The organism is Candidatus Annandia pinicola, assembly GCF_020541245.1.
Classification (GTDB): domain Bacteria; phylum Pseudomonadota; class Gammaproteobacteria; order Enterobacterales; family Enterobacteriaceae_A; genus Annandia; species Annandia pinicola.
In genome coordinates this window covers 221,512-236,963 of record NZ_CP045876.1, presented here as the reverse complement: position 1 = coordinate 236,963, position 15,452 = coordinate 221,512, and the positions used below count along the sequence as shown (strand labels likewise).

At 19.1% G+C, this 15,452-nt stretch carries 17 protein-coding genes and 2 tRNA genes; 7 read left to right on the top strand and 12 right to left on the bottom strand.

Annotated features, from left to right (window positions below):
• Positions 1 to 30: 30 nt before the first annotated feature.
• The 3 genes from frr to rpsB form a co-directional block, all read right to left on the bottom strand.
• Positions 31 to 588 (bottom strand): ribosome recycling factor, encoded by a 558-nt coding sequence (gene frr, locus GFK87_RS01200; protein WP_226798902.1) that lies wholly within the window; start codon positions 586 to 588, stop codon positions 31 to 33.
• Between the two features lie 69 nt (positions 589 to 657).
• The gene (tsf, locus tag GFK87_RS01195) at positions 658 to 1,449 is read right to left on the bottom strand and encodes a translation elongation factor Ts (protein ID WP_226798900.1); all 792 of its coding nucleotides are present in this window, start codon (positions 1,447 to 1,449) and stop codon (positions 658 to 660) included.
• Positions 1,450 to 1,482: 33 nt separating this feature from the next.
• Positions 1,483 to 2,163, bottom strand: coding sequence for a 30S ribosomal protein S2 (rpsB, locus tag GFK87_RS01190; protein WP_226798898.1), 681 nt, complete (start codon positions 2,161 to 2,163; stop codon positions 1,483 to 1,485).
• Positions 2,164 to 2,285: 122 nt separating this feature from the next.
• On the opposite strand from rpsB, the gene map reads away from it, so the two are divergent.
• Complete coding sequence (map, locus tag GFK87_RS01185; RefSeq protein ID WP_226798896.1) at positions 2,286 to 3,071, top strand: type I methionyl aminopeptidase; 786 nt, start codon at positions 2,286 to 2,288, stop codon at positions 3,069 to 3,071.
• 62 nt (positions 3,072 to 3,133) lie between these two features.
• Positions 3,134 to 3,955, top strand: coding sequence for a 2,3,4,5-tetrahydropyridine-2,6-dicarboxylate N-succinyltransferase (gene dapD / locus GFK87_RS01180; RefSeq protein ID WP_226798894.1), 822 nt, complete (start codon positions 3,134 to 3,136; stop codon positions 3,953 to 3,955).
• A gap of 25 nt (positions 3,956 to 3,980) precedes the next feature.
• On the opposite strand, the gene GFK87_RS01175 is transcribed toward dapD, so the two are convergent.
• Positions 3,981 to 4,065, bottom strand: a tRNA-Ser gene (locus GFK87_RS01175).
• 196 nt (positions 4,066 to 4,261) lie between these two features.
• Between GFK87_RS01175 and asnS the strand changes: the two genes are divergently transcribed.
• Positions 4,262 to 5,641: an asparagine--tRNA ligase gene (gene asnS / locus GFK87_RS01170; RefSeq protein WP_226798892.1), complete on the top strand. Its 1,380-nt coding sequence runs from the start codon at positions 4,262 to 4,264 to the stop codon at positions 5,639 to 5,641.
• 17 nt (positions 5,642 to 5,658) lie between these two features.
• Here asnS and GFK87_RS01165 read toward each other — a convergent pair whose 3' ends face one another.
• From GFK87_RS01165 to serS, 5 genes are all read right to left on the bottom strand, one after another.
• Positions 5,659 to 7,233, bottom strand: a complete 1,575-nt coding sequence (locus GFK87_RS01165; protein WP_226798890.1) for a 30S ribosomal protein S1 — start codon at positions 7,231 to 7,233, stop codon at positions 5,659 to 5,661.
• A 72-nt stretch (positions 7,234 to 7,305) separates the two neighbouring features.
• Positions 7,306 to 7,950 (bottom strand): (d)CMP kinase, encoded by a 645-nt coding sequence (cmk, locus tag GFK87_RS01160; RefSeq protein ID WP_239022510.1) that lies wholly within the window; start codon positions 7,948 to 7,950, stop codon positions 7,306 to 7,308.
• A 122-nt stretch (positions 7,951 to 8,072) separates the two neighbouring features.
• Complete coding sequence (gene aroA / locus GFK87_RS01155) at positions 8,073 to 9,359, bottom strand: 3-phosphoshikimate 1-carboxyvinyltransferase (RefSeq protein WP_226798889.1); 1,287 nt, start codon at positions 9,357 to 9,359, stop codon at positions 8,073 to 8,075.
• Positions 9,360 to 9,382: 23 nt separating this feature from the next.
• Positions 9,383 to 10,471: a 3-phosphoserine/phosphohydroxythreonine transaminase gene (serC, locus tag GFK87_RS01150; protein ID WP_226798887.1), complete on the bottom strand. Its 1,089-nt coding sequence runs from the start codon at positions 10,469 to 10,471 to the stop codon at positions 9,383 to 9,385.
• 95 nt (positions 10,472 to 10,566) lie between these two features.
• Positions 10,567 to 11,853 carry a serine--tRNA ligase gene (gene serS / locus GFK87_RS01145; RefSeq protein ID WP_226798886.1) on the bottom strand — a complete coding sequence of 429 codons (1,287 nt, stop codon included), beginning with the start codon at positions 11,851 to 11,853 and terminating at the stop codon, positions 10,567 to 10,569.
• A 104-nt stretch (positions 11,854 to 11,957) separates the two neighbouring features.
• On the opposite strand from serS, the gene trxB reads away from it, so the two are divergent.
• The 3 genes from trxB (at position 11,958) to gpt (ending at position 13,719) form a co-directional block, all read left to right on the top strand.
• Positions 11,958 to 12,911: a thioredoxin-disulfide reductase gene (gene trxB, locus GFK87_RS01140; protein WP_226798884.1), complete on the top strand. Its 954-nt coding sequence runs from the start codon at positions 11,958 to 11,960 to the stop codon at positions 12,909 to 12,911.
• Between the two features lie 26 nt (positions 12,912 to 12,937).
• On the top strand, positions 12,938 to 13,153 hold the full coding sequence (infA, locus tag GFK87_RS01135) for a translation initiation factor IF-1 (RefSeq protein WP_226798882.1): 216 nt from the start codon (positions 12,938 to 12,940) through the stop codon (positions 13,151 to 13,153).
• Between the two features lie 104 nt (positions 13,154 to 13,257).
• Positions 13,258 to 13,719, top strand: a complete 462-nt coding sequence (gene gpt / locus GFK87_RS01130; RefSeq protein ID WP_226798880.1) for a xanthine phosphoribosyltransferase — start codon at positions 13,258 to 13,260, stop codon at positions 13,717 to 13,719.
• Between the two features lie 38 nt (positions 13,720 to 13,757).
• On the opposite strand, the gene GFK87_RS01125 is transcribed toward gpt, so the two are convergent.
• From GFK87_RS01125 to GFK87_RS01115, 3 genes are all read right to left on the bottom strand, one after another.
• Positions 13,758 to 13,831: transfer RNA gene (locus GFK87_RS01125), tRNA-Asp, on the bottom strand.
• A 53-nt stretch (positions 13,832 to 13,884) separates the two neighbouring features.
• Positions 13,885 to 14,559: a DNA polymerase III subunit epsilon gene (dnaQ, locus tag GFK87_RS01120; RefSeq protein WP_226798878.1), complete on the bottom strand. Its 675-nt coding sequence runs from the start codon at positions 14,557 to 14,559 to the stop codon at positions 13,885 to 13,887.
• Positions 14,560 to 14,599: 40 nt separating this feature from the next.
• Positions 14,600 to 14,896 (bottom strand): RnfH family protein, encoded by a 297-nt coding sequence (locus GFK87_RS01115; protein WP_226798876.1) that lies wholly within the window; start codon positions 14,894 to 14,896, stop codon positions 14,600 to 14,602.
• Between the two features lie 81 nt (positions 14,897 to 14,977).
• Between GFK87_RS01115 and smpB the strand changes: the two genes are divergently transcribed.
• Positions 14,978 to 15,451, top strand: coding sequence for an SsrA-binding protein SmpB (gene smpB / locus GFK87_RS01110; RefSeq protein ID WP_226798874.1), 474 nt, complete (start codon positions 14,978 to 14,980; stop codon positions 15,449 to 15,451).
• Position 15,452 lies beyond the last annotated feature (1 nt).

Sequence of the window (15,452 nt, the reverse complement as noted above, 5' to 3'; positions counted from 1 at the left end):
ATAATTTAAATTATAATATTTTATATTAAATTAAAATTTCATTAATTCTTCTTCTTTTTTTTTTAAAATATCATTAATTTTTTTAATATATTGATTAGTAAATTTTTGTATTTCATCTAATAAATAATATTCTTCATCTTTTGTAATTTTATCATTTTTAACTAAATTTTTAATAAATATTTTTTTATATTTTCTATGATTACGTATTGATATTCTTGATTTTTCTGCATTATTTTTAGCAATTTTAATAAAATGATTTCTTCTCTCTTTTGTCAATTGTGGTATTGGTATAATTATATTATTACCATCATCAATAGGATTAAATCCTAAATTTGATTCTATAATAGATTTTTTAATGTTATTTTTTGATAATTGATCAAAAATACTAATATTTAAAGTATGAGAATTTTTAACTGTAATATGACTTAATGTTTTTAATGGAACCAAATTATTATGATAATTTACCATAATACCATCTAATATTTCAATAGAAGCTCTTCCAGTTTGTAATTTCATAATACTTTTTTTAAAAGAATTAAAACTATTTTCCATTTCAATATGAGTTTTTTTAATTTCTTTTTTTATCATTTTATTTACCTTAATATTATAAATAAAATATTAAAAATTTTAAATTTTTAAATAATAATAAAATATTTATTATGATTCACCTAATTCAAAACGAATAAAATTTTTAATTAAAATATTATATTCATTTAAAACTTTTTTAACTTTTTTAGAAGTTTCAAATATAAAATTTTGTTCTGATAAAACAATACTATCTATAAATTTTTTAATTTTACCTTTAATTATTCTCTCAAAAAAAATTTTATCTTTTTTATTTTTAATTAAAATTTCTAATTGTATTTTTTTTTCTTTTTCTATAATATCTAATGGTACATCTTTTACATTTATATATCTTGGATTACTTGCTGCTATATGCATTGCTATACTTTTCAATATTTTTTTTGGAGCATTATATGAAGAAATTAGTACACCAATTTTTTTGTCATGTAAATAATAATCCATACAACTATCTTTTAATACACCTAATCTATTAATTTTAATATTTTCTCCAAAGGTATAAACTAATTTTTCTATATCATTTTTAAATATGTTTTTTAAAATATTAATATCATAAATATTTTTTTTAATAATAGTATTTATTACTTTTTCACAAAATTTTATAAAAATAATATTTTTAGATACAAAATCAGTTTCACAATTTATTTCAATAATTACTTCTAATTTTCTGTTTGATTTAATTAATATAATTCCATTTACAGCTTTGTTTTTTAATTTTTTGTGTATATTAATTTTACCTTCTTTTCTCATAATATTAATTGCTTCTTCTATATCACCCTTAGATTTAATTAAAGCTTTTTTACAATCTACAATTCCAACATTAGTTTTATTTCTTAATTCTTTTATTAATTTTATATATTTATTCATTTTATTTTCTTATATTATATTAAAAAATTATTTTTATTTTTTTTTTTTATTAATAACTTCAGAAATTAAATTTAAATATAAATTTATTGATTTAATTGCATCATCATTACCAGGGATTATAAAATCCACACCATCTGGATTTGAGTTAGTATCTACAATTGCAAATACTGGTATATTTAAATTATTAGCTTCTTTAACCGCAATACGTTCATATAAAACATCAATTATAAATACAGCATCTGGTAATCTTCCCATATTTTTAATCCCCCCTAAACTATTTTCTAATTTATTTAGCTCTTTATAACGCATTAATGCTTCTTTTTTTGTTAGTTTATTAAATGTTCCATCATTAGATTGTATTTCTAATTCTTTTAATAATTTAATAGATTTATTCACAGTTACCCAATTAGTTAACATACCACCTAACCATCTATAGTTTACAAAAAACTGATTACAATTTATAGCAGTTTTTTTTATTATATTTCTAATAGATTTTTTTGTACCTATAAATAATATTTTACATTTATTTAATGATAATTTATAAATTTCTATTAAAGCAATATTTAACATTTTTATAGTAGTTTCTAAATTTATAATATGTATTTTATTTTTAACTCCAAAAATAAATGGTTTCATTTTAGGATTCCAATATTTAGTTTGATGACCATAATGAACACCAGCATTTAACATATCTTTAATTAAAATTTTTACCATAATTAATTATCCTTTATTAATAATTTTAAAAATATTTTTATTATTTTATAAAAAAAAATAATATAATAATAAATAAATATAATAATATTATTATATAAATATTAAAAACTTAAAACAATAAAATGAAAATAACAATAAATAATAATAAAGATATAAAAAAAATGAAATTTATTTGTAAAAAAGCTTCTGAAACATTAGAAATGATTAGTTTATATATTAAACCTGGTATAACAACTGAAAAAATAGATACACTATGTCATGATTTTATTATAAACTATCAAGATTCTTCTTCAGCATGTTTAGGTTATCAAAGTTTTCCAAAATCAATATGTACATCTATTAATGATGTAGTATGTCATGGTATCCCTAATAATAAAACTTTAAAAGAAGGGGATATAATTAATATAGATGTTACTTTACATAAAGATGGTTTTTATGGAGATACATCTAAAATGTTTTTAGTAGGTAATAAACATAATAATAAAATAAAAATATTATGTAAAGAAACATTAAGAAGTTTGTATATAGCTATTAAATTAGTTAAACCTGGTATTAGATTAGGTATATTAGGAAAAAATATACAAAAACATGCTGAAAAGAAAGGTTTATCTATAGTAAGAAATTATTGTGGTCACGGTATAGGTAAGAATTTTCATGAAGATCCTATGGTTTTACATTACGATTATTATGATAATGGAATTATATTAAAAAAAGGAATGATTTTTACCATAGAACCAATGTTAAATATAGGAAAATTTGATACTTATTTAGATCATGATGGTTGGACTGTAAGAACTATGGATAAAAAATTATCAGCTCAATATGAACATACTATTTTAGTAACAGAAAGTGGTTATGAAATATTAACTTTAAGAAATAATGAAAATATTAATTACGTTAAAATATAATAATATTTATAATAAATTTTAATTATTATAAATATTAAAAAAATAATATAATAATGGAAATTATGGAAAATTTAAAAAAAACTATAAATCAAGCTTTTGATAATCGTAAAAATATTGATTTTAGTAATGTCAATAAAGAATTATATAATAATATTAATAAAATTATAAATATGCTTGATAAAGGTATTTTAAGAGTTGCAGAAAAAATAAACAATTTATGGATATCATATGAATGGATTAAAAAAGCAATATTATTATATTTTTTAATAAAAAAAAACAAATTAATTAAAGGATCTGAAAATAATTATTATGATAAAGTTCCTTTAAAATTTAATAATTATGAAGAAAATCAATTTTTAAAAGATAATATAAGAGTAGTACCACCAGCAACAGTTAGAAAAGGATCATTTATATCTTCTAATGTAATATTAATGCCTTCTTATATTAATATTGGTGCTTATATTGGTGAAGGTACTATGATTGATACATGGGCTACTGTAGGTTCATGTGCTCAAATTGGTAAAAATGTACACTTATCTGGAGGTGTTGGTATAGGAGGTGTTTTAGAACCCTTACAATCAAAACCAACTATTATTGAAGATAACTGTTTTATAGGAGCTCGTTCAGAAATAGTAGAAGGTGTAATTGTAGAATCTGGTTCTGTAATATCAATGGGGGTTTATATTGGACAAAGTACAAAAATATATGATAGAGAAAAAGATATTATATATAATGGAAGAGTTCCTTCAGGATCAGTAGTTGTTCCTGGTAATTTATTAAATAAAAATAATAAATATGGTTTATATTGTGCTGTTATAGTTAAAAAAGTAGATCAAAAAACTTTAAGTAAAATAGGTATAAATGAATTATTACGTAATATATAATTAAAAAAAAATAAATTATTTACTTTGGAGGAGGAGAGATTCGAACTCTCGGATAGTTTCCCATCGGCGGTTTTCAAGACCGCTGCCTTAAACCACTCGGCCACCCCTCCATAATATTAAATACTTTAATTAATATAACTTATTTTTTTTATTATATCAACATTTTTATAAAAAAAATATATTTTTTTAAATATATAATATTATTTTAATAATTAATTTAATAAATTTTTAAAAAAATCTTATTAAATATTTTATTAATACATGATTATATTTTTTTATTATATTAATATTTAAGGATGATTATAAATGAATGAAATATCAATAAAAAATATATTTGATGAAAAAATTAAAATAAATACTATTATTAAAATTAAAGGTTGGATAAAATCTAAAAGAGATTCAAAATTAGGATTATCTTTTTTATCAATATATGATGGATCTCATATTAATTTTGCTCAAGTTATTGTTAAAAAAAAAATTTATAATTATGAAAAAATATTAAAATTAACAACAGGATGTTCTTTAGAAATAGAGGGTAAATTAATATATTCTTTGGGAAAAAAACAAAAATATGAAATAGAGGCTAAAATTATAAAAATAATAGGATTAGTTTATAAAAAAGAATCTTATCCTATATCTTTAAAAAATCATAGTAATAATTTTTTAAGAAATATGGCACATTTAAGACCAAGAACTAATTTAATAAGTGCTATTATGAGAATTCGTAATTCTTTATCATATGAAATTCATAACTTTTTATATAAAAATGGTTATTGTTTAATTTCTACACCATTAATAACAACTTTAAATACAGAAGGTTCTGGAGAAGTATTTAATATTATTACCGAAAGTAAAAATAAAAACAATGATAAAAAATATCAAAGTAATTTTTTTAAAAAAAAAGCCTTTTTAACTGTTTCTGGACAATTACATTTAGAATCTTATGCATGTGCTTTATCTAAAGTATATACATTTGGTCCTACTTTTAGAGCTGAAAATTCTAATACTAGAAGACATTTATGTGAATTTTGGATGTTAGAAATAGAAAAAGCTTTTTCAAATTTAGAAGATATTAATATTATAGCTGAAGTTTTATTAAAATATTTGTTTAAAAAAATAATAAAAAAATGTAATAACGATTTAATTTTTTTATCAAATAATAATGATAATATTATTGAAAGATTAAAAAAAAATATTAAATCTAAATTTATTCAAATAGATTATAATGAAGCTATAAAAATTTTATATAAATATAATAAAATTTTCGATAAAAAAATATATTGGGGTTCAGAAATTTATAAAGAACATGAAATTTATTTAACAAATAAATATTTTAATTCTCCAATAATTATTAAAAACTATCCTCAAAATATAAAAGCTTTTTATATGAGATTAAATAATGATAATAAAACTGTTGCCGCTATGGATATAATATTTCCAAATGTAGGTGAAGTTATAGGAGGTTCTCAAAGAGAAGAAAGATTAAAAATATTAGATTTAAATTTAAAAAAAATGAATTTAAAAAAATCTGATTATTGGTGGTATAGAGATTTAAGAAAATATGGAACGGTTCCTCACTCTGGTTTTGGTTTAGGATTTGAAAGATTAATTTCTTATATAACTGGAGTTAAAAATATAAAAGATTTAATTCCTTTTCCAAGAACCCCTAAAAATGCTAATTTTTAAAATATATAAAATACTTATTATTTTTTTTTTTTAATTATAGATGTTTTAATAGTTTGTTTTTTATGATCAATTCCTAATAATTTTAATTTTAAACTATTTTTATAATAAATATTTTCTTTATAATAATCTTTATCTAAAATTTCAGAACTTTCTATATGAGTTTTTACATTTTTTTCTAATTCTAAAATAATACCATTATTATCTATTCTTATAATTTTGCCTTCTATTGTACTATTAATTTCACGAGAAGACATATAATCACTTACTGGATTGTATTCAATTTGTTTAATTCCTAAAGATATTCTTTCTTTTTTTATATCTATATTTAATAATATAACTGATATTTTATCTCCTTTTTTATATTTACTTAAAATTTTTGAGTTATAAGGTTTCCATGAAATATCAGATATATGTATTAAACCATCTAATTGATTTTCTAATGATACAAATATACCAAAAGAAGTTATTGATTTAATATATCCTTCAATTTTATCTCCTAAATTATAAATTTTAGAAAATTGATACCAAGGATTACTTATACATTGTTTAATACCTAATGATATTCTTTTACGAGGTTTATCTATACTTAATACAATAACTTCTACTTTATCATTTAATTTTAATATTTTTGATATATTTACATTTTTATTAACCCAATCTATTTCAGAAGTATGTACTAAACCTTCTATACCTTCTTTAATTTCTACAAAACACCCATATTCTGTTATATTAGTAACTTTTCCTAAAATTTTAGTTTTTTTTGGATATATATTTTTAATACGTTTCCAAGGATCATCTGTTAATTGTTTTAACCCTAAAGACATTTTTGAATTAATTCTATCAAATTTTAATACTTTAAGTTTAACATATTCTCCAGGATTTAAAATATCATTAGGGTGTTGAATTCTTTTCCAAGAAATATCAGTTATATGTAATAATCCATCTATACCACCTAAATCTATAAAGGCCCCATATTCAGTTATATTTTTAATAATACCTATTATTTCTTTTCCTTCTATAACATCTTTTAATGCTTTATTTTTTTTTAAATATTTTTTATCTATAGTATTTTTTCTTGAAACAACAATATTATTTCTTATTTTATCTATTTTAACAACTTTTATTGATATATACATACCTTCTAAAAATAAAGGATCTTTAATAGATTTCATATCAATTAAAGACCCTGGTAAAAATGCTTGTATTCCATTAATATTTATATTAAAACCACCTTTTACTTTACTACTAATTATTCCTTTTATATGTTTGTCTTGTCTTTTAGATTCTTCTAAAAATAACCAAGAACTAAATTTTTTTGCTTTTTCTCTAGAAAGTATGGTTATTCCATAACCATCTTCAATTACATCTAATACAACATCAATTATTTCTCCAATTTTAACTTCAATATCACCATTAATATTTTTAAATTCATCTATAGGTATATAAGATTCTGATTTTAATCCTGTATCAACTATAACATTATTTTTATTAATATTAAATATTTTTCCTTTTATAACAGAACCAATATATATTTTTTTTTTTTTTGTATTCTCATAAAACAATTCAGCAAAATAATTATCTTTTTTTATCATTATTTTTATATTTAATTATTAATTTATATTATGTATTTATTTTATTATAATATAAATTATTTATTTTTTTTATTAATAATTTTTAATTATTTCTAAAGATTTTAATTTTTCATATACATTTTTCATAATTATATCAAATAATTCTTTAACACTCATATCAGTACTATCTATTTTAATAGAATCTAAAGCTGGTTCTAAGTGTGAAACTTCTCTTTCTAAATCTCTTTTATCTCTTTTTTTTAAATCTGATAATACTTGTTTAAAATTAATATCAGGATTTTTTTTTTTTAATTGTAATAAACGACAATAAGTTCTTTTATACATATCTGAATATAAAAAAAATTTAACAACTGCATTTGGAAAAACTACAGTCCCCATATCACGACCATCTGCTACTAATCCTGGTAACTTACAAAATTTATGTTGTTTTCTTACTAAATGTCTTCTTACAACATAAAATGAAGATATATAAGATGCTGAACTACCTATATTTAATTCTTGTAATATATCAGATACATCTACTCCATGTAATTTTGTTCGTATTGAATTATGTTTATTAGAATAGACAAATTCTACATTTAAATTAGCTATAATAAATTTAATATAATTTAAATTATAAAATTTATTATTTTCATTTAAAAAAAAAGCTAATAATCTATATAATGCTCCAGAGTTTAATACATTCCATTTTAATTCTAAAGCAATTTTTTGACACATAACACTTTTACCAGTACTACTAGGACCATCAATAACTATTATAGGTATATCTTCATCAATAAAAATATCATTATCCTTAAAATTTTAAAATTATATATATTTTAAAATTTATATGTTATAGTTTATAAATAAAAACTACTAATTTTAGAAAATTCTATAAAATAATTAGGAAAAGTCTTATTTACACATTTAGGGTTTTTAATTATTATTTGTTTAAATAAAGATATTAAAGAAAAACACATTGCAATTCTATGATCATTATATGTATCTATAATAGCTGATTTTATTATATTATTTGGTTTTATATATAAATAATTACTACCTTCTTTTATTTTTGCACCTATTTTATTTAATTCTTTAGACATAGCATATAATCTATCAGTTTCTTTAACTCTCCAATTGTATATATTAAGAATATTTGTTATTCCTTTTGAGAATAATCCTAAAATAGCAAGTGTCATAGCTGCATCAGGCATATCATTCATATCTAAACTAATACCTCTTAATATATTTTTTTTACAGTAAATGAAATTATTATTATTATAAATCAATGTACCAATTTTTTTTAAAACATTTATAAATTTAGAATCTCCTTGTATACTTTTTTCTACATTTATTCCATATAATGAAATTGATTTTCCTTTAATAGCCGAAGCTGCTAAAAAATAAGATGCTGAAGAAGCATCTCCTTCAATTAAATATTTTTTAGGAGCAATATATTTTTGATTACCTTTAATAAAAAAATAATTATTTTTTATTTTTACTGAAATACCAAATATTTTCATTAATTTTAATGTCATATCAATATATGGTTTTGAAACAAGTTTATTTTTTATAAAGATAATAGTATTATTCTTTGCTAATGGTGATATTATTAATAAAGAAGTTAAAAATTGACTAGAAATATTACCATTAATATTAATATTACCACCAATAAAACCACCTCTAATATGTAAAGGAGGATATTTTATTTTTTCTAAATATTTAATATTTGCTCCACCTTGAATTAAAGCATCTATTAAATGTCCTATTGGTCTATTTTTCATTCTATCTTCACCAGTTAATATTATATCATTTAAACCCAAACAAAATGCTGCTGTTAAAGATCTCATAGCTGTACCAGCATTTCCTAAAAAAATATTCATTTTGATATTATTAAAAATTGAATCACCTTTACTTATAATTTTATAATTATTTGTATTATTTTTTCTTTTAAATTTAACTCCTAAAATTTTAAGAGTATTTATCATATATTGAGTATCATCGCTTTTTAATATATTTTTTAAATAAGTTTTACCATTAGACATTGCAGATAATAATAATACTCTATTAGATATACTTTTAGAACCAGGTAAATATATAAAACCGTTAATTTTTTTTATTTGATTGATTTTTAAAATTTTATTCATATATTCCTTATTATAAATATAATTTATCCATAACGACATTCAAAATATTTCATAAAATCAGCTAAATATTGAACACTTTTTAATGACATAGCATTATATATAGAAGATCTTACACCACCTATTATATAATGTCCTTTTAAAAATACTAAATTAGCTTTATAAGCTTCTTTTATAAATAATTTATCTAATTTTTTATCATATAATTTAAAAGTAATATTAATTATAGAACGATTATTAGATTTTATATTATTAATATAAAAATCATTAGAATCAATAATATTATAAATTATTTTTGATTTTTTCTTATTAATTTTATATATTTTTTTTATTCCACCATTATATTTTAACCATTCAAATACTAAGCTTGATAAATACCAGGAAAAAACCGGAGGAGTATTAAACATAGATTTATTAGAAGATAATATTTTATAATTTAATGTAGATGGTATATCATTGTTTACATTTTCTACAATTTTTTCATTAACTATTACTAAAGTTATTCCTGAAGGACCTACGTTTTTTTGTGCACTAGCATAAATAACATCATATTTTTTTATATTAATTGGATAAGATAAAATATTAGAAGAAAAATCAGCTACTATTATTTTTTTTTTAAAGTTAGGTTCTTCATTTATAGATATTCCTTCAATAGTTTCATTTGGGCAATAATGAATATAATTAGAATTATTTTTTATTTTCCATTTTTTCATTGGTAATATTGAAGTTTTATTATTTATTAAATATTTTACTGGTATTATGTTAGGAGTACAAAATTTTTTAGCTTCTTGTATGGCACTATTTGACCAATAACCTCCATCAATATAATCAGCATATTTTTTTTCTTTTTTTATAATATTTAAAGGAACAGCAGCAAATTGAGTACGTGCCCCTCCTTGACAAAATAAAACTTTATAATTTTTAGGTATTTTTAATAATTCTCTTAAGTTTTCTTCTGCTTTTTCTACAATTTTAATAAATTCTTTACTACGATGACTTATTTCTAATATTGAAATTCCATATTTTTTACCATAATTTAATTCTTTTATAGCTTTTTTTATAACACTATTAGGTAAAATTGCTGGACCTGCGCTAAAATTATGTACATTATTCATTAAAAATACCAAAAATATATTATTATAATATTTAATAATATTAATAATTTTTATTAAATATTTTTTATTATATAAAATAATAAATCTAAAAATATTTATATATATTTAAGATCATTCATATAATTAATTAAAACTTTAGGTATAACTATTTTACCATCGGATTGTTGATAATTCTCTAAAATAGACATTAATGTTCTTCCAATTGCTAATCCAGAACCATTTAAAGTATGTAATAATTCTATTTTTTTTGTTTTTTTATTTCTATATCTTGTCTTCATTCTTCTTGATTGAAAATCTGACATATTAGAACAAGAAGATACTTCTAAATATTTATCTTTTGATGGTAACCAAACTTCTAAATCATAAGATTTATATGAACTAAAACCAGTATCTCCAGTACATAATAGAACTTTTTTATATGGTAATTTTAACATTTTTAAAATGTTTTCAGCATGTTTAGTTATTTTTTCTAGAGTTAACATCGATTTTTCTGGTTTAACTATTTGTACTATTTCTACTTTATCAAATTGATGCATTCTGGTTATACCATAATTATTTTTTCCATATGAATTAGATTCTAATCTAAAACAAGGTGTATGTGAAACCATTTTAATTGGTAATTTTTCCTCTTCTATAATATTATTACTAAATATATTTGTCAAAGGAACTTCAGAAGTAGGTATTAAATAATATTTATTTTTATCATTATTATCAAAATTTTTAATATGAAATAAATCATTATTAAATTTTGGTAATTGTCCAGTACCATATAAACTTTTATTATTTACTAAATAAGGAACATTTATTTCTAAATATCCATACTTTTCAATATGAGTATCGATCATAAATTGTCCTAATGATCTATGTAAACGAGCTATATTACCCTTTAAAACAACAAATCTAGAACCTGTTATTTTAGTAGCAGATTTAAAATCTATACCATTTGTTTTTTTACTTAATTTTAAATGATCTAAAATAACAAAGTTTTTTTTACTTTTTTTACCCCAATATAATATTTCTTTATTATTTTTACTATCTTTACCATATGGTATATCATTGCTAATAATATTAGGAATATTTGATATAAAATTAATAATATTTTTTTTTATTTTTCTAAGTTTTTTTTTTTTTATTTTTATTTTATTATTTGTTTTTAAATTTTTTCTAAATATATTACTTATATTTTTTTTTTTATTTTTAATATTAATTATATATTTGGAACTTTTATTATGTTTTGATAATAGTTTTTCTGTTTCTGTCTGAATAATTTTTCTTTTTTTATCTAAATATAAAAATTTTGAAATTTTAAAATAAAAATTTTTTTTTATTAAATTTTTTATGGTATATATTAAATTATTACGTAACAAATTTATGTTAATCATTATATTACTCTCCAATAATTTTTTATTTTTTTAATATTTTAATCAAAATAATATTTTTATTTTATATAATAATTATATAATGATTAATTTAAAACTTAAAAAAAATGATAAAAACTAAATTAATTATTTTAGGATCTGGACCTGCTGGTTATACAGCATCTATATATGCATCAAGAGCTAATTTATATCCAATACTTATTACTGGTTTAGAAAAAGGAGGACAATTAACTCAAACTGAAAATATTGAAAATTGGCCAGGTGATTACAATAATATTAAAGGAACTGATTTAATGAATCGTATGCATATACATGCAAAAAAATTTAATACAAATATTATATATGATCATATATATAAAGTTGATTTAAAAAATTATCCTTTTAAATTAATAGGTGATTATAACGAGTATTTTACAGATGTATTAATAATAGCCACAGGATCGTCTGCTAAATATTTAGGGATAAAATCAGAAAATAAATTTAAAGGAAAAGGTTTATCTACATGTGCATCTTGTGATGGATATTTTTATCGTAATAAAATAGTAGCAGTTATAGGTGGTGGTAATAAAGCTATAGAAGAAACATTATATTTATCTAATATAGTAAAAAAAATTCATCTTATACATAGAAATAATATATTTAAAGCAGAAAAAATAATTTTAAATCAATTAAAAAATAAAATTTTTAGTGGAAAAGTAATTTTACATACAAATTATTTATTAAAAGATATTATAGGTGATGATAAAAAAATTAAGAGTATAAATATTGTTAATAATAACAATATTGATAATATAAAAAAAATAAATTTATCAGGTATTTTTGTTTCTATAGGTAGTATACCTAATACTAGTTTATTTAAAAAACAATTAAAATTAAACGATAATGGTTATATTAATATTAAAAAAAATAATATTTATAATACACAAACTAGTATACCAGGAGTTTTTGCATCTGGGGATGTTGTAGACAATAATTATTGTCAAGCAATTACAGCTGCTGGAAGTGGATGTATGTCTGCTATAGATGCAATTAGGTATATAAATAATATGAAAAGGAAATAAAAATATTATTTTTTTATTTATAAAATATGTCTAAAAAAAATATAGAAATGCAAGGAGTTGTAATAGAAACTTTACCTAATACTATGTTTAAAGTAAAACTTGAAAATGGTAATGTAATATTAGCTCATATTTCTGGAAAAATAAGAAAAAATTATATACGTATTTTAACTGGAGATAAAGTTACTGTAGAAATTAATTTATATGATATAGATAAAGGACGTATAATTTTTCGTAGTAGATAAAATTTTTATAATTTTTTTTTAAATATTATAATATAATATTAAAATTTTTATTAATAATTATTTATAATAAAATTATTTTAATATAAAAATTACAGAGAAATATTATGAAAGATAAGTACGTTATAACTTGGTATATGATACAAATTCATACTCGTCAATTATCTTATAGATTATTACCATCATCTCAATGGAAAGGGGTTTTAGCTATTAATCGTGGTGGTTTAATTTTATCTTCAATGATTGCTAGAGAGTTGAATATATTATATATAGATACTATTTGTATTTCTAATGATAAAATTAATAATCATATTAGTAAAATGAAAATAATAAAAAAATCTGAAGTTAAAGGTGACAATTTTATATTAGTAGATGATTTAGTTAGTACTGGACAAACAGCTAAACTTGTTAGATCTTTATACCCCAAATCTAAATTTGTAACAATATTTGCTAAACCCAAAGGAAAAAAATATGTAGATGATTATGTAATAGACGTTCCTCAAAATGTATGGATAGAACAACCTTGGGATACTGGAATTTCTTTTATACCTCCTATTAGTGATAATTAAAATTTATAATTATAATATAAATTATACTATAAACTTTACGGTGCGGACGGGACTCGAACCCGCGACCCTCGGCGTGACAAGCCGATATTCTAACCAACTGAACTACCGCACCATGAAATATATATTTATATAATTTATATATATATTTATATAAAGTCAATATTTTTATTTATTAATTTTTTTTTTTATTAATTTCATATATTTTCTATGTTCTATTAATTCTTTTTTATTAGCATATATTATTTTTAAATTATTTATTATATTTTTTTTTTTTACTTTTTTTTTTTTATTAAAAAAAAAATTTAATGATGTTTGTCCACTAGTCATATGTAAATATATTTTAGATAATATTAAAGCATCATTTAAAGCTCCATGTTTATTTCTTTTGATTTTAATTTTATAACGCTTAGAAAGAGCATCTAAGTTATTTTTTTTTCCAGGAAATAATTTACGTGCTATACTTAAAGTATCTATAATATTACATAAATCAGATATTTTTTTTTTTTTATTAAATAATAAATATAATTCATTTTCTAAAAACTTAATATCAAAAATAGCATTATGAATTATTAATTCTGAATTTAAAATATATTCTAAAAATAAACTATAAATATCTTTAAAATATGGTTTATTTTTTAAAAATTTATTTGATATTCCATGTATTTTAAATGCTTCTAAATCTATTGATCTTTCTGGATTTAAATATGTATGAAAATTATTACCTGTTATTTTACGATCAATAATTTCTACTGCACCAATTTCAATAATTTTATGTCCTTGATATAATTTACCATTTTTATTAATACCGGTAGTTTCAGTATCTAAAACAATTTGACGCATTTGATTCCTATGAATAAATATTTTTTATTTATATATATATTTAAAATTTATTATTATATTTTTTAATTTTTTTAGCTCTTTCTCTTAATATTTTTCTAGGATCTTGTAATAAATTTCTATATATTTCTATACGATCACCATTTTTTAATATATAATTTAAATTTATTATTTTTCCATATATTCCTATATTGTTTTTTATTTTTACTTTTGGTATTATTTTAAATATATCATAGTTTTTTAAAATGTAATTTAAACTTTTTCCATTTTCAACTTTAATATCAATAACATATTGTTTTTTTGGTAAAGCATATACTATTTTAATAAATATATAATACATTGATTAATCTTATTATTTATATAAAATTTATAATTAATATATTTTTTTATTATTTAAATTTTATTTTAAAATATATAATATATGAAAAATTATAAAAATAAAATTAATAATATATTATGTAATAATAATATTAGTTACAATTTTTTTATAGAATATTATTTTAATGCTGGAATAGTTCTTAAAGGTTGGGAAATAAAATCTGTTAGATCAAAAAATATTAGTTTAAATAATAGTTATATTTTTATAAAAAATTATGAAGTTTTCTTAAAAGGTTTAAATATACAACCTATATCTTATTGTAATATTAAATTTAATAATAAAAAAAAATTTAAACTTTTATTAAATAAATATGAAATAGAAAAGATATATAATTATATTGTTATTAAAGGTTATACTGCTGTTTTAGTATCTATTTTTATAAAAAATCATTTATGTAAAGTTAAGATAGGAATAGCAAAAGGTAAAAAAAAATATGATAAAAGAAATAGCTTAAAATTAAATCAATGGAAAATTAATAAATTAAATTATTTAAAAAAAAAAAATAAATATAAATAAT